Source organism: Rhodopseudomonas faecalis (genome assembly GCF_003217325.1).
Lineage (GTDB): Bacteria > Pseudomonadota > Alphaproteobacteria > Rhizobiales > Xanthobacteraceae > Rhodopseudomonas > Rhodopseudomonas faecalis.
The window spans coordinates 54900-75564 of sequence record NZ_QJTI01000020.1 but is presented as its reverse complement, the minus strand read 5'-3'; the positions used below and the strand labels follow the sequence as shown (position 1 = coordinate 75564).

The 20665-nt window shown below is 64.7% G+C and carries 22 protein-coding genes; 13 read left to right on the top strand and 9 right to left on the bottom strand.

Annotated features, from left to right (window positions below; genetic code table 11):
- Positions 1 to 142 precede the first annotated feature (142 nt).
- The 3 genes from pgeF to lgt form a co-directional block, all read right to left on the bottom strand.
- Positions 143 to 910 (bottom strand): peptidoglycan editing factor PgeF, encoded by a 768-nt coding sequence (pgeF, locus tag BJ122_RS14745; RefSeq protein ID WP_110781937.1) that lies wholly within the window; start codon positions 908 to 910, stop codon positions 143 to 145.
- Positions 907 to 1968, bottom strand: coding sequence for a class I SAM-dependent methyltransferase (locus tag BJ122_RS14740; protein WP_110781958.1), 1062 nt, complete (start codon positions 1966 to 1968; stop codon positions 907 to 909). The genes pgeF and BJ122_RS14740 overlap by 4 nt, the downstream gene beginning before the upstream one ends.
- A gap of 71 nt (positions 1969 to 2039) precedes the next feature.
- Positions 2040 to 2891: a prolipoprotein diacylglyceryl transferase gene (gene lgt / locus BJ122_RS14735; protein ID WP_110781935.1), complete on the bottom strand. Its 852-nt coding sequence runs from the start codon at positions 2889 to 2891 to the stop codon at positions 2040 to 2042.
- Between the two features lie 240 nt (positions 2892 to 3131).
- On the opposite strand from lgt, the gene BJ122_RS14730 reads away from it, so the two are divergent.
- The 4 genes from BJ122_RS14730 to ychF all read left to right on the top strand — a co-directional run bounded on the left by BJ122_RS14730 (position 3132) and on the right by ychF (position 6298).
- Complete coding sequence (locus BJ122_RS14730; protein ID WP_110781933.1) at positions 3132 to 3395, top strand: accessory factor UbiK family protein; 264 nt, start codon at positions 3132 to 3134, stop codon at positions 3393 to 3395.
- A 478-nt stretch (positions 3396 to 3873) separates the two neighbouring features.
- On the top strand, positions 3874 to 4542 hold the full coding sequence (locus tag BJ122_RS14725) for a 50S ribosomal protein L25/general stress protein Ctc (RefSeq protein WP_110781932.1): 669 nt from the start codon (positions 3874 to 3876) through the stop codon (positions 4540 to 4542).
- A gap of 21 nt (positions 4543 to 4563) precedes the next feature.
- Complete coding sequence (gene pth, locus BJ122_RS14720; protein WP_027278137.1) at positions 4564 to 5169, top strand: aminoacyl-tRNA hydrolase; 606 nt, start codon at positions 4564 to 4566, stop codon at positions 5167 to 5169.
- Between the two features lie 31 nt (positions 5170 to 5200).
- Positions 5201 to 6298 (top strand): redox-regulated ATPase YchF, encoded by a 1098-nt coding sequence (ychF, locus tag BJ122_RS14715; protein WP_027278136.1) that lies wholly within the window; start codon positions 5201 to 5203, stop codon positions 6296 to 6298.
- Between the two features lie 254 nt (positions 6299 to 6552).
- On the opposite strand, the gene BJ122_RS14710 is transcribed toward ychF, so the two are convergent.
- The gene (locus tag BJ122_RS14710; RefSeq protein ID WP_110781930.1) at positions 6553 to 6846 is read right to left on the bottom strand and encodes a DUF4282 domain-containing protein; all 294 of its coding nucleotides are present in this window, start codon (positions 6844 to 6846) and stop codon (positions 6553 to 6555) included.
- Positions 6847 to 6952: 106 nt separating this feature from the next.
- On the opposite strand from BJ122_RS14710, the gene BJ122_RS14705 reads away from it, so the two are divergent.
- The 3 genes from BJ122_RS14705 (at position 6953) to BJ122_RS19305 (ending at position 8212) form a co-directional block, all read left to right on the top strand.
- Positions 6953 to 7408 (top strand): MaoC family dehydratase, encoded by a 456-nt coding sequence (locus BJ122_RS14705; RefSeq protein WP_110781956.1) that lies wholly within the window; start codon positions 6953 to 6955, stop codon positions 7406 to 7408.
- A gap of 9 nt (positions 7409 to 7417) precedes the next feature.
- The gene (locus BJ122_RS14700; RefSeq protein ID WP_027278133.1) at positions 7418 to 7897 is read left to right on the top strand and encodes a MaoC family dehydratase; all 480 of its coding nucleotides are present in this window, start codon (positions 7418 to 7420) and stop codon (positions 7895 to 7897) included.
- A 159-nt stretch (positions 7898 to 8056) separates the two neighbouring features.
- Entirely contained in the window at positions 8057 to 8212 is a 156-nt protein-coding gene (locus tag BJ122_RS19305; RefSeq protein ID WP_181418964.1) for a hypothetical protein, read from the top strand.
- Positions 8213 to 8507: 295 nt separating this feature from the next.
- Here the strand turns inward: BJ122_RS19305 and BJ122_RS14695 are convergent, their stop codons facing one another.
- The 3 genes from BJ122_RS14695 to BJ122_RS14685 all read right to left on the bottom strand — a co-directional run bounded on the left by BJ122_RS14695 (position 8508) and on the right by BJ122_RS14685 (position 11658).
- On the bottom strand, positions 8508 to 8921 hold the full coding sequence (locus BJ122_RS14695) for a hypothetical protein (RefSeq protein ID WP_110781928.1): 414 nt from the start codon (positions 8919 to 8921) through the stop codon (positions 8508 to 8510).
- 166 nt (positions 8922 to 9087) lie between these two features.
- Complete coding sequence (locus BJ122_RS14690; protein WP_110781926.1) at positions 9088 to 9789, bottom strand: fumarylacetoacetate hydrolase family protein; 702 nt, start codon at positions 9787 to 9789, stop codon at positions 9088 to 9090.
- Positions 9790 to 9855: 66 nt separating this feature from the next.
- Positions 9856 to 11658, bottom strand: coding sequence for an ABC transporter ATP-binding protein (locus BJ122_RS14685; RefSeq protein ID WP_110781925.1), 1803 nt, complete (start codon positions 11656 to 11658; stop codon positions 9856 to 9858).
- Between the two features lie 352 nt (positions 11659 to 12010).
- Between BJ122_RS14685 and waaC the strand changes: the two genes are divergently transcribed.
- On the top strand, positions 12011 to 12961 hold the full coding sequence (waaC, locus tag BJ122_RS14680; RefSeq protein ID WP_110781923.1) for a lipopolysaccharide heptosyltransferase I: 951 nt from the start codon (positions 12011 to 12013) through the stop codon (positions 12959 to 12961).
- Here the strand turns inward: waaC and BJ122_RS14675 are convergent.
- Positions 12948 to 13481, bottom strand: coding sequence for a D-glycero-alpha-D-manno-heptose-1,7-bisphosphate 7-phosphatase (locus BJ122_RS14675; protein WP_110781922.1), 534 nt, complete (start codon positions 13479 to 13481; stop codon positions 12948 to 12950). The two genes, waaC and BJ122_RS14675, sit on opposite strands and share 14 nt — an antisense overlap.
- Entirely contained in the window at positions 13478 to 14566 is a 1089-nt protein-coding gene (waaF, locus tag BJ122_RS14670; RefSeq protein ID WP_110781920.1) for a lipopolysaccharide heptosyltransferase II, read from the bottom strand. The genes BJ122_RS14675 and waaF overlap by 4 nt, the downstream gene beginning before the upstream one ends.
- Positions 14567 to 14740: 174 nt before the next feature.
- Here waaF and rfaD point away from each other — a divergent pair, with 174 nt between their 5' ends.
- The 5 genes from rfaD (at position 14741) to BJ122_RS14645 (ending at position 20596) form a co-directional block, all read left to right on the top strand.
- On the top strand, positions 14741 to 15721 hold the full coding sequence (gene rfaD / locus BJ122_RS14665) for an ADP-glyceromanno-heptose 6-epimerase (RefSeq protein ID WP_110781919.1): 981 nt from the start codon (positions 14741 to 14743) through the stop codon (positions 15719 to 15721).
- Between the two features lie 13 nt (positions 15722 to 15734).
- The gene (rfaE1, locus tag BJ122_RS14660; protein ID WP_110781917.1) at positions 15735 to 17207 is read left to right on the top strand and encodes a D-glycero-beta-D-manno-heptose-7-phosphate kinase; all 1473 of its coding nucleotides are present in this window, start codon (positions 15735 to 15737) and stop codon (positions 17205 to 17207) included.
- Positions 17204 to 18187, top strand: coding sequence for an SDR family NAD(P)-dependent oxidoreductase (locus BJ122_RS14655; protein ID WP_110781915.1), 984 nt, complete (start codon positions 17204 to 17206; stop codon positions 18185 to 18187). Before rfaE1 ends, BJ122_RS14655 begins: the two co-directional genes overlap by 4 nt.
- 184 nt (positions 18188 to 18371) lie before the next feature.
- The gene (locus tag BJ122_RS14650; RefSeq protein WP_110781913.1) at positions 18372 to 19376 is read left to right on the top strand and encodes a Gfo/Idh/MocA family protein; all 1005 of its coding nucleotides are present in this window, start codon (positions 18372 to 18374) and stop codon (positions 19374 to 19376) included.
- Between the two features lie 71 nt (positions 19377 to 19447).
- Entirely contained in the window at positions 19448 to 20596 is a 1149-nt protein-coding gene (locus tag BJ122_RS14645; protein ID WP_110781911.1) for a DegT/DnrJ/EryC1/StrS family aminotransferase, read from the top strand.
- Positions 20597 to 20665 lie beyond the last annotated feature (69 nt).

Here is a 20665-nt window from a genome sequence, read left to right as displayed (position 1 = left end):
GACGAAGCGGGCCGTGCGGAGCGAGCGATATCGTTAAAATCCGTTAAGGTCTAGGGCAGGAAAGTCGCAACCGTCCGGTAAAGTCAGCGCAAGACTGCCGCGCCTGGGAAAATTATCTAAAAATTTTAGGGACTTAAAGAAATCAGGGGATGAGCGCCAGCGCGTGGACGTGCCGGCCGTAATCCGGCTCCTGGCGGTGCACGGTGCGGCGATAGCTGAAGAACCGCGGGTCCGGATAGGTGTCGAGCCCGATATCGTCGATGGTGCCGACCCCGGCGTTTTCGAGCCGCTGCCGGATGAAGCCGGCCAGATCGAACAGCGAATGGCCCTCGCGGCTCGAGGGTATAAAGAACGCGGCATAGGCCGGGTCGTCAGCCAGAAAGCGCTGCACGAATTCGGCGCCGACCTCATAGCTCGGCTGCCGGATCAGCGGCCCGATCGCGGCGACGATGCCGGCGCGGCTGGCGCCGAGCTGTTCCATCGCGGCGAGCGTGGTCTCCAGCACGCCGGTCAGCGCGCCCTTCCAGCCGGCATGGGCGGCACCGATCACCCGGGCGGCCGGATCGGCAAACAGCACCGGGCCGCAATCGGCGGTGGTGATGCCGATCGCCAGCCCTTCAGTGCGGGTGACGATCGCGTCAACCTGCGGGCGCGCGGCGATCTCCCAAGGCTCGTCGACGATCGCGACGTCGGGCGAGTGCACCTGATAGGCGGTCAGCAGATGGCTGGCGGGCACGCCGAGCGCGCTCGCCATGCGGCGCCGGTTCTCCTCGACGCAGGCCGGATCGTCCTTCGAGCCGATGCCGCCATTGAGGCTGTCATAGATTCCGGTCGAGACCCCGCCCGCGCGGGTGAAGAAGGCGTGCCGGAGCCCCGGCAGTTCGGCCAGTCGCGGCGAAGTCAGGATCATGCGCTGGCCTCGCTGCGCGCCACGTCGGTCAGACCGGCGATCTCGTTGAGGTCGGCCTCCGAGACGCCGATCACCTTGAACATCGAGCCCATGCCGCCGCGGCCGCCGCCGGTCAGGCGTTGCAGGGCGGTCGCGATATCCTCGGACACTTCGGGGCTGGCCTTGGCCATCAGCGCCAGCGCGCGGGTCTCGATGCCGAGCCGCTTCAAGAATTCGCCCTGGGTCACCGGGCCGTGCACCCGGGCGCCGATGCTCTCGGCGGCCCGCGCCAGCGATTGGAAATCGACATGGGCGGTCAGGTCGGCCTGGCCGGGATGTTTCAGCGGATCGGCATAAGCGTGCTGGGCGATTGCCTGAAAAGTGTCGCCGGCGTCGCTGCGCAGATGACCATAGTCGATGATCAGCGCCGCGCCGCCTTCTTCGCGCACCCGGGTGGCGATCTTCATGATTTCCGAATCCGGGCGCCATTCGAACACCGCGCCGATCGGCGCCGCGCGTACCCAGGACGGCAGCAGCGCCTCAAAGCGCGGGATCGGTTCAGCGGCGACGCCGAACACCAGCTCGCCCGCGTCATCGATCTCGATGACGCGCTCGTGCCAGCCTTGTTCTTTGCGCACCGCTTGGTGGATCGGCAGCACGTCGAAATATTCGTTGGCGAACAGGATCGTGGTGCCGCCCGGCACCTCGTCGATGCTGTCGTGCCAGCTGACATTATCGAGATGGCCGAGCGCGGCGCGCTGTTTTTCGCGCAGCACCGGGTTGATCTCGACCAGATGCACCTGGATCGACTGGAACAGCGGCGGCAGCACGCGCAGCGCGCGCAGCGCGTCCGACATCATGGTGCCGCGGCCGGGGCCAAGCTCGACCAGCCGCACCAGTTGCGGCGAGCCGATCGCCTTCCAGATCGACGCCGCCCACAGCCCGAGCAGTTCGCCGAACATCTGGCTGACTTCCGGCGAGGTGATGAAGTCGCCGTCGCGGCCGAGCGGATCGCGCGCCACATAGTAGCCGTGCTCCGGGTGGGTGAGGCACAGCTCCATGTAGCGCCACACCGGCATCGGCCCGGCCGTCTTGATCAGGTGCTTGATATGCGCTTGCAGCAGCGTGTCGGTCACGGCTGAACTCCGGCTCAGTGTGAACTGTGGCCCGTCGCCGCCTTGGCGGTCAACGGTGGCCGCCGCAGCGCCCACACCACAATGCCCAGGCCGACAACGATCATCGGCACCGACAGCAGCATGCCCATGGTCCAGCCGCCCCATAGGAAGCCGAGCTGCGGGTCGGGCTCGCGAAACAATTCGCCGATGATGCGCGCCACGCCATAGAGGCCGATGAACGCGCCCATGATCAGGCCGGGGCGGCTCAGCGCCTTGGCGCGGATCATCAGCGCCAGCACCAGAAACAGCACCACGCCTTCCAGCGCGGCTTCATAGAGCTGGCTTGGGTGGCGCGGCACCGGGCCGCCGGTCGGAAACACCATCGCCCAGGGCAGGCTCGGATCGGCGGCGCGGCCCCACAATTCGCCATTGATGAAATTGGCGATCCGGCCGAGCAGCAGCCCGATCGGGCCAACCGCGCAGGTCAGGTCGCCGAGCGAGGCGATCGGCAGCCCGCGCTTCCAGGCGAAGGCCAGCACCGCGATCACGCAGCCCAAAAAGCCGCCGTGGAACGACATGCCGCCTTTCCACAATTCGAAGATTTCGAGCGGGTGCTGAATAAAGAAGTCGAGATTGTAGAACAGCACATAGCCGATGCGGCCGCCGAGGATGATGCCGAGCGTCACCCACAGGATGAAGTCATCCCAGGCCACCAGCGGGATCGGCGAGGTGCCGCCCCACAGCCGCTGATTCTTCAGCAGCGCGCGGGCATAGAACCAGCCGATCACGATGCCGCCGATATAGGCGAGCGCGTACCAGCGGATCACGATCGGTCCGACCGCAATCGCCACAGGATCAAAGACGGGGAAGGCGAGCACAAACGACATTGCGCACCACTTACGACGAAAGCCGGGCGCGGTACAGCGCGCATCCGTGCTCGGCTGGGGCAGGCCGATATACGCTGGCAGATCGCAGCGGTCGCTTGCCAAGGCCGCGCCCGCCGTTACAAGGAACCCCGGAATTCGACGGCCCGCGGTGCGATCTGCCGCCGCTGCGGCCTTGTCGGACAAAGCCGGCGTCGCCATTTTGGGCGGGCGCCGCCAACAGGGATAGCACCGGAGTACGACATGACTCAGACCAGCAACCGGCTTTTCGACGAGATCGGACGCCTGATGAATGATGCCGCCGGCGCCGCCCAGGGCGTGAAGCGCGAGATCGAGACCGTGGTCCGCACCCAGGCCGAGCGGGTGCTGCGCGATCTCGACCTCGTCAAGCGCGAGGAGTTCGAGGTGGTCAAGGACATCGCCAAGCTCGCCCGCGAAGAGAACGACGCGCTCAAGGCCCGGATCGCCGCGCTGGAAGCCAAGCTCGGCGGCACGCCGACCGTCTAAGTCCAACGGCGATTGATACCAACCACTCCGCACGTCATGGCCGGGCTCGTCCCGGCCATCCACGTCTTTGATCTTGCTGCAATTTTAAGACGTGGATGCCCGCGACAAGCGCGGGCATGACGGTCATTGGTACGACCCGGTGGTATAAGTCCGGCCTCCTAAGTCCGGCCTCGTAAGTCCGGATCGTCCAAGTCCCCGCCCGCTTACGCGGCGGGCTGCCAGCGCCGCCGGCCGGCCCTATGCCTGGGGCCGGCACCGGCGATCGGCGCCGGAAAACCCCGCCCATTTTCTTGTGTTTCCCGGGCTTTGGCGCTAAAAGCCCGGCACGCGCACAGCCCCCGCACCCCTGGAGGCTTGCTGTGTCGTGCCAATGGGCCGCTCCGCGGCCCATAACTTTTACAACCCAGAGACGGCTCGGAGGCGCGGCGCAAGCTCGCGGTGCTCTCGAAAGGTCTCGTTTAAACAAGGGCTTATTGAAATGACGACCGTCAAGGAATTGAAGGCGACCGCGCGTCCGTCAGTCGGCAAGGGGGCCGCACGGGCTGAGCGTCGCGCCGGCCGTGTTCCGGCTGTGATCTATGGTGACAACAAGGCCCCGCTGGCGATCTCGCTCGATGATCGCGAACTGCGGCTGCGCATTGCCGCTGGCCGGTTCCTCACCACCATCTTCGACGTCAACCTCGACGGCACCAAGCATCGCGTGATTCCGCGCGACTTCCACCTCGATCCGGTGCGCGACTTCCCGATCCACGTGGACTTCCTGCGCCTCGGCCAGGGCACCACGATCCGCGTCAGCGTTCCGCTGCACCTGAAGAACACCGAAACCGCGCCGGGCGTGAAGCGTGGCGGCACGATCAACATCGTGACCCACACGGTCGAACTGGAAGCCGAGGCGGACGCCATTCCGCAGTTCATCGAGGCTGACGTCGGCACGCTCGACATCGGCAGCTCGCTGCACCTGTCGACCATCGCGCTGCCCAAGGGCGTCAAGCCGGTGTCGCGCGACGACGTGACCCTGGTCACCGTGGTGCCGCCGTCGGGCTACAACGAGGACAAGGCTGCGACCGCTGCTGCTCCGGCTGCTGCGCCCGCCGCTGCTGCCAAGGCGCCCGCGGCTGCCAAGCCCGCCGCCGAGAAGAAGAAGTAATCCGGCGCAGAGCGCCGCGTCATGCGCCTCCTTGTTGGGCTCGGCAATCCTGGCAGCAAGTACCAGGGCAACCGGCACAATATCGGGTTCATGGTGCTCGACGAAATCGCACGGCGTCATGGCTTCTCGCCATGGCGCCGTCGTTTTCAGGGCGAGACCGCAGACGGCACGATCGGCGGCGACCGCGTCACGCTACTGAAGCCGCTTACCTACATGAACGAGTCCGGGCGCGCGGTGCAGGATGCCGCGAGCTTCTTCAAGATCGGGCTGCCCGATATCATCGTGGTGCATGATGAGATCGAGCTGCCGGCGTCCAAGATGCGCGTCAAGGTTGGCGGCGGCATCGCCGGACATAACGGGCTGCGTTCGGTCTCCGCTCATGTCGGCAATGATTATCGCCGGGTCCGGGTCGGGGTCGGGCACCCCGGCGTCAAGGAGCTGGTGCACAGCCACGTGCTGAACGATTTTGCCAAGGCCGAACGGCCCTGGGTCGAAGCCATGCTCGATGCGATCGCCGACAACGCCGATCTCTTGATCGGTGGCCGCGACTCGCAGTTCCAGAACAAGGTGCATCTGGCACTGCAGGCCAAGGGTTTTGGCGCGAAGGACGACAAGCCCGGCGCATGACGCGCCGGCCTAACGAATTCAGGACAGGTTCATGGGATTCAAATGCGGAATCGTCGGACTGCCGAATGTCGGTAAGTCGACGCTGTTCAACGCGCTGACCGAAACCGCGGCCGCGCAGGCTGCGAACTATCCGTTCTGCACCATCGAACCGAATGTCGGTGAAGTGGCGGTGCCGGATCCGCGGCTCGACAAGCTCGCCGAAGTCGGCAAGTCGGCGCAGATCATCCCGACCCGCCTGACCTTTGTCGATATCGCCGGTCTGGTGAAGGGCGCCTCAAAGGGCGAAGGTCTTGGCAATCAGTTCCTCGCCACCATCCGCGAGGTCGATGCCATCGCCCATGTGGTGCGCTGCTTTGAGGATTCCGACATCACCCATGTCGATGGCAAGGTGGCGCCGATCGCCGACATCGACACCATCGAGACCGAGCTGATGCTCGCCGATCTCGAAAGCCTGGAAAAGCGCGTCGACAACCTCAGCAAGAAAGCCAAGGGCGGCGACAAGGATTCCAAGGAACAGCTCGATCTGGTTAACCGCGCGCTGAGCCTGCTGCGCGATGGCAAGCCGGCGCGCTTTTTGGAGCGCAAGCCGGAAGAAGAGCGCGCGTTCCGCATGCTCGGCCTGTTGACCTCCAAGCCGGTGCTCTATGTCTGCAACGTCGAGGAAGGCTCCGCCGGCTCCGGCAACAGCTTCTCTGAAGCGGTGATGGCGCGCGCCAAGGAAGAAGACGCGGTCGCGGTGGTGATCTCCGCCAAGATCGAGTCGGAAATCGCGACGCTGTCGCGCGAGGAGCGCACCGACTTCCTCGATACGCTCGGCCTGCATGAAGCTGGTCTCGACAGGCTGATCCGCGCCGGCTACGAGCTGCTGCACCTGATCACTTACTTCACGGTCGGCCCCAAGGAAGCCCGCGCCTGGACCATCACCAAGGGCACCAAGGCTCCGCAGGCCGCGGCGGTGATCCACACCGACTTTGAAAAGGGCTTTATCCGCGCCGAGACCATCGCCTTCAACGATTACGTGTCGCTGGGCGGTGAAGCGGGCGCGCGCGATGCCGGCAAGCTGCGGCTGGAAGGCAAGGAATATGTGGTCGCCGATGGCGACGTGATGCACTTCCGCTTCAACACCTAAAACACGATCAGCCGGTCGCTGATATCAACGGCCTTCAATTGTGACACGTCATGCCCGCGCTTGTCGCGGGCATCCACGTCTTGAAATCGTCGCAAGATCAAAGGCGTGGATGGCCGGGACGAGCCCGGCCATGACGTGGTTGGTATCAATCGCCGTTGGTATGAATGGCCGAATGAGCCGGCCCCACAGCGGGAGCGGCCGGCGTGACTGGTTACGCACTTTTGTGCATGTGCCGTAGCAGCTGAGCGGCGCGCTCAGCGCATCGTGCCCTGGTCACGGATCGCGCCGAGATGTTCGTTGATCCGAAACACGATCAGGATGAATTCGGCGAGAATCCGCGAGAAAACCACGCCGACACAAATGCCGGCCAGGCTGACCAGAATGGTAATCAAGCCGCCGAACGGGCTGATCGCCATCGCAGTCAGCCCCGACAACATGCCGGAAATACCAAGCAGTGCTATCAACGCGATCGCCAGCCAGTAGAAAATCTTGATGATGTGAACGGTGATGAACCGATCCCACTGGAACAGATCGCGAAGCTCGAACATTCAGATCTCCTGAGGGAGGATAGGTGCGGCGCCATGGCGCGTGTTGCCGCTTGTGATTGCTGCCAATAACGGCCACAATCAGGCTCTCTCCGGCAGTTTCCTCAACATGATACTTACCTTTGAAGATTTTCCTCCAGGTCCGTTTGGCAGCTTCGGCCCGTTGAAGGTCAGCCGCGATGACATCATTACATTTGCGGCCGAGTTTGACCCGCAGCCGATGCATCTTGATGATGAGGCCGCCCGGCACAGCATGCTGGGCGGGCTGTCAGGCTCTGGCTGGCATCTGTGCGCGCTGATGATGCGCATGATGGTCGACGGATTTCTGCTGCGCTCGGACACGCTCGGCTCGCCCGGCGTGGAGGAAGTGCGCTGGCTGTCGCCGCTGCGCCCCGATGATGAGCTGATGCTCGATGTCGAGGTCAAGCATAGCCGTGTGTCGCAAAGCCGGCCGGAAACCGGAATTGTGACGTTCGGCTTCAGGGTGCGCAACGCTGCCAATCAGCCGCTGCTGCAGGCGGTGTGCCCGATCATCATGAAACTCCGTCATCCGCACACGGCATAGGTCGTCCGCATGCGTTACTACGAAGACATTGCCGTAGGTCAGCGCCGCGAACTCGGCTCCTTCACTTTTACGGCGGAAGCGATCAAGGAATTCGCCCGCAAGTTCGACCCGCAGCCCTTTCATCTCGATGAAGAGGCCGGCCGGCGCTCGTTGTTCGGCGGCCTCGCTGCCTCGGGCTGGCATGTCAGCGCGGTGTGCATGAGGCTGCTGGTCGCCGATGGCCAGCGCGAGGCGGCCGAGGCGATGGCGCGTGGCGAATTGCCGGCGGTCGGCGGGCCGTCGCCCGGCTTCAAGGATCTGCGCTGGATCAAGCCGGTATTGGCCGGCGACACCATCCGATTCGCCAGCGAAGTCGAATCGATCCGGATTTCGGAATCCCGTCCACAATGGGCTATTCTGCAAGGCCGAAACACAGGTACAAATCAGCGCGGAGAGCTGGTGTTCTCTTTCCTTGCCTCCGCTTTTGTGCCACGACGGTCTGTGCCGTGATTTGCTGAGGCCCCGATTTGCGGGCCGGTGGCGGCGGCGCCTTCTTAAACAGTTGGCAAGCCTTTTACGACAAAGGCAAAATGCAAAGCAGTCCGTTAAAGGGTTGTTAACCTTCCGCGGGCTTGCTGGAAGTTGTGGACGACGGGTGGACGTGGGACGATGACGGCGGATCGTATTGGCTTGAAGGTGGTGGGCTTCGTCTTTGCGGCGGTGACCGTGATGGTGATGATCACCACCGGGATGGTGGTCAAGGGGTACGCCGATGGCGCCTATACCCTCGACCTGCCAGAACAGATCAACAGCGGCGTTCGCTAACGCCGCAGCCCCTCAGCAGCCATTGAATGCTGCGCGGCCAGCGCAGCTTGTGAATTTCGGCGTTGTTGCGCGCTCTGAACGCGCGCATTGAATTGTGCGCTTTGAATTTCGCGCTGTGAAATTGTCGGCCTTGGAAATTCCAGGCGCCGGGCAAATCGCGCGCTGAAATTTCCGGCCGTCAATCGCTTCTGTTGCAAATATCGCAGGCGCAAATATCGCAGGCGCAAGTATCGCAGGCGCAAATATCGCAGGCGCAAGTATCGCAGTAAGTATCGCAGCGATGACCGGCGCGACGTCAGTCGCGGCCGATCTTTTGCGCTGCCTGTTTCCACTGCGCGACATTGTCGGAAATCAGCCGCGTCGACTGCATCGCAGCCTGGCTGAGCTGAGCATAGCCGGCAATCTCACGCTGCACGCGCTGACCTTCGGAGTGCAGCAGGTCGCGCAAGCTTTGCAGCTCGGTGATCAGCCCTTCGATCTCGGCGAGCGAAGCGCCCGCGACGCGCTGGATCAGCGAATTGACGTTGTTGACGGCGGCTTCCGCACTCGGATCGAGCGTGCCGTCGGCGTTCTGCAGCGGCCGGCGCAGATAGGCGACATCGTTACGCACGAATTCGCGGATGCCGGCTTCGACATCGGCCGCAGCGGCGGCTGCGTGCTCGCTGTCGGAGGTCTTGGTCTCGAGTTTCTCGGATGGCATGGCGTTCATCAGCAGTTCCCCGTTGCTGGTTCATTCGGCGCCTATCAGTTCAGCGCTTTTTGACCGCACCACGACCAATTCGCGGCAGGTTGCCGGTGATTCCAGGGAAGTGCCGATGCCGTGTGAAAACCGGGCAGAACCGCGGCTGAATTAAGCTATTGGGAACGCTAACCGGCTAGCTGCGCGGGCCGATACGCACCTGCAGCGTGGCGACGCCATCGACCCCGCATTCGATGCTGTCACCGACCGCCAGCGCCGCAACGCCAGCCGGCGTGCCGGTCATGATCAGATCGCCAGCACTGAGCGCCACCTGCTGCGACAGCCGCGCGATCACTTCCGGCACGCTCCAGATCAGTTGATCAAGGTCGCCGCGTTGCCGTTCGGTGCCATTGACCTTGAGCCAGATCGCGCCGCGGCTCGGATGGCCGATCTCGGCGGCGGGGCGCAGCGCGCTGCACGGCGCCGATTGGTCGAATGATTTGCCGATCTCCCAGGGCTGCTCTTTCTTGCGCGAGGCCATTTGCAGATCGCGGCGGGTGAGATCGATGCCGACGCCATAGCCAAACACATGATCGAGCGCTTGGCCCGGCGCGATGCCAAGGCCGCCGCTCCTCAGCGCCACGATCAGTTCGACCTCGTGGTGCAGATCGTTGGTGAGCGGCGGGTAGGGGATGGTCGCGCCATCGGCCGCCACCATGTCGGCGTGTTTGGCGAAGAAGAACGGCGGCTGCCGCTCGTCATTGCCCATCTCGCGCACGTGTTCGAGATAGTTGCGGCCCACGCACCAGATGCGGCGCACTGGAAAGCGCCGGCTGTCCCCCTGAACGGCCAGGCTCGGTTGGGACAAAGCGGGGATCACGTAGCACGTCTCGCTCATCAATCAGCTCGCAACGTATGGGGGCCATGGCTGCGCCCCGCGTCAGCGGAGCGCCATGGTGCGAGCTTAGACGGCGGCGGCCTGCGGCGCCAGCGGCGTCGCGTTGTGCTGTTGCAGCCGGAAGAATGAGGCGTAGCGACCATTGCGCTGGAGCAGATCGTCATGGCGGCCGCGTTCGACGATCTCGCCGCCCTCGACCACCAGAATGGCATCGGCATGGGTGATGGTGTGCAGCCGATGCGCGATCACGATGGTGGTGCGGTTCTGGCACAGATGATCGATCGCCGCCTGCACCAGCCGTTCCGACTCGGAGTCGAGCGCTGCGGTGGCCTCGTCGAGCAGAATGATCGGCGCGTTCTTCACCAGCGCGCGGGCGATCGCGATACGCTGCCGCTGCCCGCCGGAGAGTTGCGCGCCGTGTTCGCCGACCGGGGTGTCGTAGCCGTGCGGAAAGCTCATGATGAAATCATGGGCGTAGGCCGCCTTGGCGGCGGCGATGATCTCGTCGTCGCTGGCGCCGGGTTTGCCGAACGCGATATTGGCGCGGATCGTGTCGCGAAACAGATAGACGTCCTGGCCGACATAAGCGGTCTGCTGGCGCAGCGACTGCCGCGACACATCCGCGATCGGCTGACCATCGATGGTGATGGTGCCCGAGCGCACTTCATAGAGCCGCAGCAGCAGTGACAGCACCGTGGACTTGCCACCGCCGGACGGGCCGACCAGCGCGGTGACTTTGCCCGGCTCGGCGACGAAGCTCATGTTCTTCAGCACCGGCTCGTCGGTGCGGTAGGCGAAGCCGACATCGCGCATTTCCACGCGCGCTTCGCTGAGCCGCAGCGCCGGCTTGTCGCTGTCGTCCGGCTCGCTTGCCGGCGCGTCGATGATCTCGAGCAGTTTGCGCGCGCCGACCAGGCTGGAATTCAGCTCGATATTGAGACGGGCGAGCCGCTTGGCCGGCTCATAGGCCAGCAGGAACGCGGTCAGGAACGAGAAGAACTGACCGGGCGTTGCGCCGGTCGCCACCACCCGGTAGCCGGCATACATCAGGCAGCTGGCGATCGCGACGCCGCCCAGCGTCTCCATCAGCGGGCTGGAGCGATTGGAGACCTTCGCCATCTTGTCGGCGGTCTGCTGCACCGCCGCGATATTGGCGTCGATGCGCGCGCGCATGGTGTCTTCCAGCGTGAACGCTTTGACGGTGCGGATGCCCTGCAGCGACTCCTGCATGGTCTCCAGAATGTCGGCATTGCCGGTGAACTGCTGATGAGCGAGGCCCTTGATGCGCCGCACCAGCTTGCGGATGATCAGCAGCGCCGGCGGCGCGATCAGGAAGCCGAACAGCGCCATGAACGGGTCCTGTATCACCATCACCGTCACCAGCGCGATCAGTGACAACAAATCGCGGCCGACGGCGTTGATCAGCAGGCTCAGCACCTGCGTCACGGAGGTGGCGCCGGCGGACAGGCGGGCGAGGAATTCCGAGGAGTGGCGATCGGAGAAGAAGCCGATGCTCTCGCGCATCAGCTTGGCAAATAGCTGGCGCTGATTGCGGGCGAGAATGGCATTGCTGATCTGCGACAGGATCACCGTATGGCCATAGGTGGCCGCGCCCTTGGCGGTGAAGATCACAATGGTCGCGATCGAGAGCATGGCGATGCCATGCACGTTGCGATCGACATAGGCCTTGTTGATCACTTCGCCGAGCAGATAGGCCGACAGCGCGGTGGCGCCTGCGGCCACGCCCATCAGGATGAAGGCGACCAGGTAACGGCGCCAATAGAGCGCGCCCTGTTCCATCACCAGGCGCCGGATCAGAATGGCGGCGCCATAGGGATCGTCAGTCAGTTTGCGTGGCGTATCGGTCATCCGCGCTCCATGAGACGGCGCAACGCCGCAAATCCGCCCGCGCATCAGCCGCCGGGAAACTGCGTTTCCTTGCCTGCGATGCTTGAGATTTTCAAGCCAAATCCGAGAGTTATCCGCTTGTCCCGCGCCTTGAAACGAAACCATGCCACCAACGTCGAACGCCTTGGCAAAGGTGGCGAACAGCCAAAAATCGCCATTGTTTCAGGCGCGTCGTCGCGGCGTCACGCTTGGATCGCGTGCCGCGCGCCGCCCTCACACTTCGGCGGAATCGACTTTGCGGCGGCCAGCCGTTACGAGGGAACGGCCGCGTGGAACCGCGGCCCCGCTTGTGTCCACGTTCACGGTCGATCGGATGACTGGGATTCTCTTCATCAAGACCTCATCGCTCGGCGACGTGGTGCATCAAATGCCGGCCATCAGCGATGCCGCCCGCCATCGTCCCGGCATGCGGCTGTCCTGGGTGGTGGAAGAAGCCTTTGCGCCGCTGGCGCGGCTGCATCCGGCGATCACCGACGTCATTCCGGTGGCAACGCGGCGCTGGCGCAAGCAGTTAGTTCAGCGCTCGACCTGGCATGAGGTCGCCGAATTCGTCACCACGCTGCGCGAGGGCGAGTTCGATCTGGTGGTCGATACCCAGGGGTTAATCCGCTCCGGGTTGATGACCAAGCTCGCCGCCGGCCTGCGCCATGGCTATGACGCCGGCAGCATCCGCGAGCCGCTGGCCGCAAAATTTTATGACGTCACCCACACGGTGAGCCGGTCGCTGCATGCCGTGACGCGCAATCGCACGCTCACCGCATTGTCGCTCGGCTATCAGCTGGATGGCGAGGTCGATTACGGGCTGGTGCCGCAGCCGCACACCGATCAGGCGCGCTATGCGGTGCTGCTGCATGGCACCTCGCGCGTCAGCAAGGAATGGGGCGAGCCGCATTGGATCGCGGTCGGCGATTGGCTGCAGCGTCATGGCCTTGAAGTGGTGCTGCCCTGGGGCACGGAGCTGGAACGGCAGCGCAGCGAGCGGCTATGCGCGGCGATTCCAAATAGCCGGGTGCTGCCGCGGCAATCGCTCGATCGCACCGCGCAGACCATCGGCAATGCCGCGCTGGTGATCGGCGTCGATACTGGCTTGCTGCATCTGGCGGCGGCGTATCGGGTGCCGCTGGTTGCGGTGTTTCTCGCCACTGAACCGGGACTGACCGGGCCGGTCGGCGCTGGGCCGATGACGGTGATCGGCGGCAAGGGCGCGCAGCCGAGCGCTCAAGATGCAATTGCTGCCGCCGAGCGATTACTTAGCCCGGCGTGACCGCGCTGCTGGCCAACACCTTGGCAACGAATTCATCGAGATCGCCTGGCGCGAACAGATGGCCGGGCAGGCCGGCGGCGGTCGCGGCTTCGATGTCGCTGTCGCTATCGCCGATCACAAAACTGCGCTCGCGTAGCACCGGCCAATTCGCCATCAGATCCAGGATCATGCCCGGCTGCGGCTTGCGGTGCTCGCTGTGGCGGCGATAGGCCTCGACCACGCCGTCCGGGTGATAGGGGCAAAAGCGCAGATCATCGATCCGCGCCTTCTGGCGTAGCAGCTCGTCGCACATCCAGGCGTGCAGCGTGCGCACATCGTCCTCGGTGAACATGCCGCGCGCCACGCCGGACTGATTGGAAATCACGAACACGTAGTAGCCGGCGTCGTTGAGCCGGCGGATCGCGGACGCCGCGCCCGGCATCCAGCGAAAGCGCTCGCGCGAGCCGACATAGTGATCGTTGTAATTGATGACGCCGTCGCGATCGAGAAACGCCGCCGGCCGCGGCTGCCGTGCGGTCATGGCGCGCGCAGCTCGGCGGCGGCGAGCCCGGCCTTGCTCAGCACTTGCAGCGCGGTCGCGGTCACCTCGGCCTCGGGGATGTCGCGCATGCAGCGGTGATGCTCGACCCGGCACACCGGCTTGTGGCACGGGCGGCACTCAACCGTGGTCTTGGTTTCGATGATCGCTTCGATCGGGTTGAGCGGCGCGTAATGCCAGGCGCTGGTCGGCCCAAAGATGCCGATGGTCGGCGAGCCGATCGCGGCCGAGACGTGCAGCAGCCCGGAATCGTTGGAGATCACCAGATCGGCGGCGGCCAGCGCCAAAATGCCGTCGCGCAGGTCGCGCCCGGTCAGGTCGCGCGCGCCGGGACCGGCCGCGGCGACAATCGCCTGCGCGGCTGGTGTCTCGTTCGGCCCGCCGATCACCCAGACCTCAAACCCCTTCGCGGTCAGCGCCTTGGCGGTTTCCGGATAATAGCTCCAGCGCTTGGCCGGGCCGACCGCGCCGGGCGCCAGCGCCACCACGGTCTTGCCGGTCAGGCCGCGCGCCTGGCGCCAGGCATCGATCTCGGCCTGTGGCACCTCAAGCTGCGGCTCCGGCCAATCCATCGGCAATTCGATGTTGGCGGGCAGCGCCAGCGCGGCGCAGCGGTCGATCATGCGCGGCAGCGCCCGTTCGCCGCGCCGCCAATCATTGAGCAGCCCAAAGCGCATCTCGCCGATGAAGCCGGTTCGCTGCGGAATGCCGGCCAGCCAGGGCGCGATCGTCGCTTTGAAGGTGCGCGGCATCACCAGCGAGGCGCCGTATTGCTCGGCGCGCAGCCGCGCCGCCAGCGCGCGCTCGTGGGTGGGCGAAATCTTGCCACGCGGCAGGTCAAACACGATGCCCTGGCGCACGCCGGGCATGTAATCGACCAGCGGCGCGCACAGGCTGGTGGTCAAAACATCGACCGGCCGCTGCGGCCAGCGGTCCTTCAATACCCGCACCACGGTATGGCAGCGCACGAAATCGCCGATCCACATATAGGGCACCAGCAGCACCGGGCTGGTTTCGGCACGATCTGGCCGCTGGGCCAGCTCGGCTAGCAATGATTCATAATTCATTGTATCGGGGTCCGATCGTCAGCGCGGGCGCTTGCGCAAGCCCGATAGCGCTTGGCAATCACGGCGTCCAGCCGGATTTGGCCGTTAATCCTGTTGGCAAACCTGCCGGGCTCGGGTTGCCTGCCGGGGCGGAGTGGGGCAAACCTGCAGCGCTCAATCACGACAGGACATGCCATGCTGCTGGTGACCGGAGGGGCCGGTTTTATCGGATCAAATGTCGTCGCCGCGCTCAACGAGGCCGGCCGCAGCGATGTGGTGGTCTGCGATTGGCTTGGGGAAGACGGCAAATGGCGCAATCTGGCCAAGCGCCAGCTCGCCGATTTCGTGCCGCCTGAGGAACTTGCCGCGTGGCTGCAGGGCCGGCGGCTCGATGCCGTGATCCATATGGGCGCGATTTCCGCGACCACCGCCACCGACGGCGATCTCGTCATGAACAGCAATTTCCGGCTGTCGCTGCGGCTGCTGGATTGGTGCACCGACCATGGCGTGCCGCTGATCTATGCCTCGTCGGCCGCGACCTATGGCGATGGCGAGCAGGGTTTCGCTGACGATCCTTCGCTGGAGGCCCTCAAGCAGCTGCGGCCGATGAATCTCTATGGCTGGAGCAAGCATCTATTCGACCTGTTGGTCGCCGAGCGCGTCGCCAAAGGCCAGAAGCTGCCGCCGCAATGGGCCGGCCTGAAATTCTTCAACGTGTTCGGGCCGAACGAATATCACAAGGGCACCATGGCCAGCGTGCTGGAGCGGCGCTTTGAGGACATCAAGAGCGGCCGGGTGGTGCAGCTGTTCAAGTCGCACCGCGAGGGCATCGCCGATGGCGATCAACGCCGCGACTTCATCTATGTCGATGACGTGGTGCGGGTGATCATCTGGCTGCTCGCAACGCCGTCGGTCAGCGGGCTGTTCAATGTCGGCACCGGCCATGCGCGCAGCTTCCGCGATCTGATCCTGGCGGCCTATAGCGCGCTCAATCAGCAGCCCAATATCGAATATATCGACATGCCGGAGCAGATCCGCGGCAGCTATCAGTATTTTACCGAGAGCGAAGGCGATCGGCTGCGCCAGGCCGGCTACAATGGCGGCTTCACGGCGTTGGAAGAGGCGGTGGCCGCTTACGTCAACGGCTATCTCAACGCCGCCGATCGCTACCGCTGACAGGATCGGTGCCATGCTCGATTTCGATACTCTGACGCCGGCGATCTCACGCCAGACCGTGCTGTGCGTCGGCGATTTGATGCTCGATGAATTCGTCTATGGCGAGGTGTCGCGCATCTCGCCGGAGGCGCCGGCCCCGGTGATCGCCGCGCAGCGCAGCGAGATCGACGTCGGCGGCGCCGGCAATGTCGCGCGCAACATCGCCGCGCTCGGCGCGAGCTGCATCTTCGTCGGCCTGATCGGCGATGACGACGCCGGGCGCACGCTCAATGCCGCGCTCGACGCCGATGCGCGCATCACCCCGGTGTTGGTGTGCGATCCGTCGCGGCCGACCACCCGCAAGGTACGGTTCGTCTCCGAGCATTTCTCCACCCACATGCTGCGCGCCGATTGGGAAACCGCGGCGCCGGCCTCAGCCGAAATCGAGCAGCGCCTGATCGATGCGGTGCTGGCGCAATTGCCGCGCGTCGATATCGTGCTGCTGTCGGACTACGCCAAGGGCGTGCTGACCGCGCGCTTGATCCGCGAAACCATCGACGCCGCCCAGAAACTCGGCAAGCGGGTGATCGTCGATCCGAAAAGCCCGAATTTCGCGCTGTATCGCGGCGCCACGCTGCTGACGCCGAACCGCAAGGAATTTTGCGAGGCGACGCGCAGCCGTGCCGATACCCCAGTTGAGATCGCCCGCGCGGCGCGCGAGGCGATGGCGGCGGCGGATTGCGCCGCGCTGCTGGTGACGCAGAGCGAGCGCGGCATGACGCTGGTGCCGCGCCAGGGCGAGGCGATCCATGTGCCGGCGCATCCGGTCAAGGTGCGCGACGTGTCCGGCGCCGGCGACACCGTGGCGGCGGTGCTGGCGGTGATGCTGGCGGCCGGCGCGAGCTGGGACATCGCGCTGCGCGCCGCCAATGCCGCGGCGGCGGTGGCGGTCAGCAAGAAGGGCACGGCCAGCGTGTCGCTGGCCGAATTGCGCCGCAAGATTCTGCCGCACGCTTTCCTGGCCGCCGAGGAGAAGATCGTCGCCGCTGGCGGCGATCTCGAACCGCATCTCACCGAATGGCGCACCGAAGGGCTGCGGGTCGGCTTCACCAATGGCTGCTTCGACATTCTGCATCCCGGCCACGTCAAGGTGCTGACCGCGGCGCGCGCCGCCTGCGACCGGCTGATCGTCGGGCTGAACAGCGATGCCTCGGTGAAGCGGCTGAAGGGCGACAGCCGCCCGGTGCAGGACGAGCGTTCGCGCGCCGAGGTGCTCGCTGCGCTGGAGGCGGTCGATCTGGTCGCGATCTTTGCTGAGGATACGCCGCTTGAACTGATCAAGCGCATCCGGCCGAGCGTGCTGGTCAAGGGCGGCGACTACACCCGCGCGCAGGTGGTCGGCCACGAAGTGGTCGATAGCTATGGCGGCGAGGTGCTGCTGATTGACATTCTGCCCGGCCATTCCACCACCTCGCTGGTGGCGCGCGCCCGCGATGGTCAATCATGACGATGCTGATCACAGGCGCGGCCGGCTTCATCGGCTTTCATGTCGCCCGCGAGATGCTGCGCGCCGGTCAGCGCGTGATCGCGGTCGACAGCCTCAATGATTACTACGATCCGGCGCTCAAACAGGCGCGGCTGGCGCAGCTGCGCGATCTGCCGGGCTTTGAATTCGTGCAGCTTGATCTTGCCGATCGCGACGCCACCGCGGCGCTGTTTGCCAAGCATCGCTTTCCGGTGGTGATCCATCTCGCCGCGCAGGCCGGGGTGCGCTACTCGCTAAAACATCCGCACGCCTATATCGACGCCAATCTGCAGGGCTTTGCCAATATTCTGGAAGGCTGCCGCCAGCATGGCTGCGGCCATCTGATCTATGCGTCGTCGTCCTCGGTCTATGGTGCCAACACCAAGCTGCCATTTTTGGTGAGCGATCGCACTGATCAGCCGGTCAGCCTCTATGCGGCCACCAAGAAGGCCAATGAGGTGATGGCTTATTCCTACAGCCATCTGTACCGGCTGCCGACCACGGGGCTGCGGTTCTTCACCATCTATGGGCCGTGGTATCGGCCGGACATGGCGCTGTTTTTGTTCACCAAGGCGATTGTCGCCGGTGAGCCGATCAAGCTGTTCAACCACGGCCGGATGCGCCGCGACTTCACCTATGTCGATGATGTCACGCGCGTGATCGCGCGGCTGATCGATCACGTGCCGCAGGCCGGCGAGGCGCTGTTCGGCTCGGCGCCGGCGCGCATCTACAATGTCGGTAATCACCACCCCGAAGAACTGATGGACGTGGTGACTTTGCTGGAGCGCGAGTTGCAGCGCACCGCCGTCAAAGAGATGCTGCCGATGCAGCCCGGCGACGTGCCCGAGACCTTCGCCGATGTCGATGATCTGATTCGCGATGTTGGCTTTAGCCCCTCGACGCCGATCGCGGACGGGCTGCGCGAGTTCGTCGCCTGGTATCGGTATCATTACCAGGTATGACGGACATCATCGGAAAAAGCTGTAATTTCCGATGGTTCCGTGACGCCATGGAATTGTAATCAATTGAATCAAAACGTGTTTGATCGCGGTTTCGCCTGGCCCGCCACGGCGTGCTAGGAGGTCTTCTGGAGTTTCGCGACGCCGACCGGCGGCGCGGTGGATGGTAACAAAGTTGAGGCAAAGCATGACTTCCCGTGAATTCGATCTGGGCAAGGAGCGCCTATTGCGCGTCGGTGTGATTGGGGCCGGTGTGATGGGCTTCAATCATGGCCGGGTGCTCGCCGGCTTGCCTGGCATCGAACTGGTCGGGATCGTCGATCCGCTGCTCGATCATCGCGACCACGCTGCTAACGTGATCGGCTGTCCGACCTTTGCGCGGCTCGATGAGCTGTGCGCGGCTGGCGTCGAGGCGGTGACGATCGCGGCGCCGACCCATCTGCATCACGAGATCGCGCTCGACTGCATCGCGCGCGGCATTCATGTGCTGGTGGAAAAGCCGGTGGCGTCCACGGTGCAGCAGGGCCGCGAGATCGTCGCCGCCGCGCATCGCGCCAATGTCACGCTGATGGTCGGCCATGTCGAACGCTTCAATCCCGCCGTGGTGGCGATCAAGAAGGCGATCGCGGGCGAAGATATTCTGTCGATCGGCATCACCCGGGTCGGTCCGTTCCCGCCGCGCATGTCCAATGTCGGTGTGGTGATCGATCTCGCTGTCCACGATATCGACCTGATCCGCTGGTTCACCGACTCGGACATTGTGCAGGTGCAGCCGCAGCTTTCCAGCGCGGTCGCCGAGCGTGAGGATATCGCGCTGCTGCAATTCCGCACCGCCTCCGGCGTGCTGGCGCATATCAACACCAATTGGCTGACGCCGTTCAAGGCGCGCAATGTCACGATCGCGACCCGCGGCAAATATGTGCAGGGCGATCTGCTGACCCGCCAGGTGACCGAGTGCTTCGGCTTCCAGCCGGACGGCAGCTATTCGATGCGCCATCTGCCGGTCGGCCATGACGAGCCGCTGCGCGCCGAACTGATCGCGTTCACCGACGCAGTGCGTAACCGCAAGGTGCCGCCGGTGACCGGCGAGGAGGGCGTCGCCAGCCTCGAGATCGCCATCAAGTGCCTCGAACCGTTGCCGGCCGATCAGAGCGCCGATCCGCGCAAGGGCACCTTGCGGGTGGCCAGTTAGCGCCGCCCGCCACTTCACTATCTGCGATAGCGTCGAACCGGCGTTCCCATTCCTCTATCCCCCGAAGAGACATGAATCAGCAGCTCCGCATCGAACCCGTGCCTTTCATTGATGTTGTCTCGCAGCGCCGCCGTCTCGGCAACCTGATCGACCAGGCGGTCGGCCGGGTGCTCGAGCACTGTCATTTCATCAACGGTCCTGAGGTCATGCAGTTCGAGGCTGATCTTGCGGCATTCAGCGGCGCCAAGCATGTGGTGGCCTGCGCCAGCGGCACCGACGCGCTGCTGATGGTGCTGATGGCCAAGGGCATCGGCCCGGGCGACGCGGTGATCTGCCCGACTTTCACATTCTGCGCCACCGGCGAAGTGGTGGCGCTCACCGGCGCCTCGCCGGTGTTTGTCGATGTCGATGAAGTCACCTTCAACATGGATATCGAGTCGCTGAAGCGCGGCATCGCCACCGCCAAGCGACACGGCCTGAAGCTGAAGGCGGTGATCCCGGTCGATCTGTTCGGCCAGCCGGCCGATCACGATGCGATCGCCGCGATCGCTGCTGAAGAGGGCATGTTCGTGCTCGACGACGCCGCCCAGAGCTTTGGCGCCAGCTACAAGGGACGGCGGCTCGGCACCTGCGGCCTTGCCACCGCCACCAGCTTCTTCCCGGCCAAGCCGCTCGGCTGCTATGGCGACGGCGGCGCGATCTTCACCGACGACGCCAACCTCGCCGAGACGCTGCGCAGCGTGCGCGTCCACGGCCAGGGCTCTGACAAATACGACAATGTCCGGCTCGGCCTGACCGCGCGGCTCGACACCATGCAGGCCGCGATCCTGATCGAGAAGCTCAAGATCTTTGACGACGAGATTGCCGCCCGGCAGCGCGTCGCCGATCGCTATGCGCAGGGCCTGGCCGATGTGGTCACGGTGCCGGCGGTGGCGCCGTTCGGCAATTCCACCTGGGCGCAATACACCATCCGCCTGCCGGCCGGCACCGATCGCGACGCCTTTGCCGCGAGCCTCAAGGCTAAGGGCGTTCCGACCGCGGTGTACTATGTCAAGTCGATGCACCAGCAGACCGCTTATCGCCACTATCCGGCGGCCGATGGCGGGCTGCCGGTCAGCGAAAAGCTGTCGACCGAGGTGATCAGCCTGCCGATGCACGCCTATCTCGACGCCCCGACCCAGCAGCGGGTGATCGACGCGGTGCGCGCCGCGCTGGCGTAAGCCGCGCCGTTAATCGGTCCCCGGCCGCTTTGCTGCGGCCGGTCCGGCCTGCCGCCCCTTGGGCAGCGG

Coding starts and splice junctions, on each gene's coding strand:
- waaC (WP_110781923.1), top strand. CDS start 12,011: ATGACTGGGATTCTCTTCATCAAGACCTCATCGCTCGGCGACGTGGTG.
- BJ122_RS14740 (WP_110781958.1), bottom strand. CDS start 1,968: ATGCCGGTGTGGCGCTACATGGAGCTGTGCCTCACCCACCCGGAGCAC.
- BJ122_RS14695 (WP_110781928.1), bottom strand. CDS start 8,921: ATGAACGCCATGCCATCCGAGAAACTCGAGACCAAGACCTCCGACAGC.
- ychF (WP_027278136.1), top strand. CDS start 5,201: ATGGGATTCAAATGCGGAATCGTCGGACTGCCGAATGTCGGTAAGTCG.
- pgeF (WP_110781937.1), bottom strand. CDS start 910: ATGATCCTGACTTCGCCGCGACTGGCCGAACTGCCGGGGCTCCGGCAC.
- BJ122_RS14710 (WP_110781930.1), bottom strand. CDS start 6,846: ATGTTCGAGCTTCGCGATCTGTTCCAGTGGGATCGGTTCATCACCGTT.
- rfaD (WP_110781919.1), top strand. CDS start 14,741: ATGCTGCTGGTGACCGGAGGGGCCGGTTTTATCGGATCAAATGTCGTC.
- BJ122_RS19305 (WP_181418964.1), top strand. CDS start 8,057: ATGACGGCGGATCGTATTGGCTTGAAGGTGGTGGGCTTCGTCTTTGCG.
- BJ122_RS14730 (WP_110781933.1), top strand. CDS start 3,132: ATGACTCAGACCAGCAACCGGCTTTTCGACGAGATCGGACGCCTGATG.
- BJ122_RS14650 (WP_110781913.1), top strand. CDS start 18,372: ATGACTTCCCGTGAATTCGATCTGGGCAAGGAGCGCCTATTGCGCGTC.
- BJ122_RS14655 (WP_110781915.1), top strand. CDS start 17,204: ATGACGATGCTGATCACAGGCGCGGCCGGCTTCATCGGCTTTCATGTC.
- BJ122_RS14675 (WP_110781922.1), bottom strand. CDS start 13,481: ATGACCGCACGGCAGCCGCGGCCGGCGGCGTTTCTCGATCGCGACGGC.
- lgt (WP_110781935.1), bottom strand. CDS start 2,891: ATGTCGTTTGTGCTCGCCTTCCCCGTCTTTGATCCTGTGGCGATTGCG.
- BJ122_RS14725 (WP_110781932.1), top strand. CDS start 3,874: ATGACGACCGTCAAGGAATTGAAGGCGACCGCGCGTCCGTCAGTCGGC.
- BJ122_RS14685 (WP_110781925.1), bottom strand. CDS start 11,658: ATGACCGATACGCCACGCAAACTGACTGACGATCCCTATGGCGCCGCC.
- rfaE1 (WP_110781917.1), top strand. CDS start 15,735: ATGCTCGATTTCGATACTCTGACGCCGGCGATCTCACGCCAGACCGTG.
- pth (WP_027278137.1), top strand. CDS start 4,564: ATGCGCCTCCTTGTTGGGCTCGGCAATCCTGGCAGCAAGTACCAGGGC.
- BJ122_RS14705 (WP_110781956.1), top strand. CDS start 6,953: ATGATACTTACCTTTGAAGATTTTCCTCCAGGTCCGTTTGGCAGCTTC.
- waaF (WP_110781920.1), bottom strand. CDS start 14,566: ATGAATTATGAATCATTGCTAGCCGAGCTGGCCCAGCGGCCAGATCGT.
- BJ122_RS14645 (WP_110781911.1), top strand. CDS start 19,448: ATGAATCAGCAGCTCCGCATCGAACCCGTGCCTTTCATTGATGTTGTC.
- BJ122_RS14690 (WP_110781926.1), bottom strand. CDS start 9,789: ATGAGCGAGACGTGCTACGTGATCCCCGCTTTGTCCCAACCGAGCCTG.
- BJ122_RS14700 (WP_027278133.1), top strand. CDS start 7,418: ATGCGTTACTACGAAGACATTGCCGTAGGTCAGCGCCGCGAACTCGGC.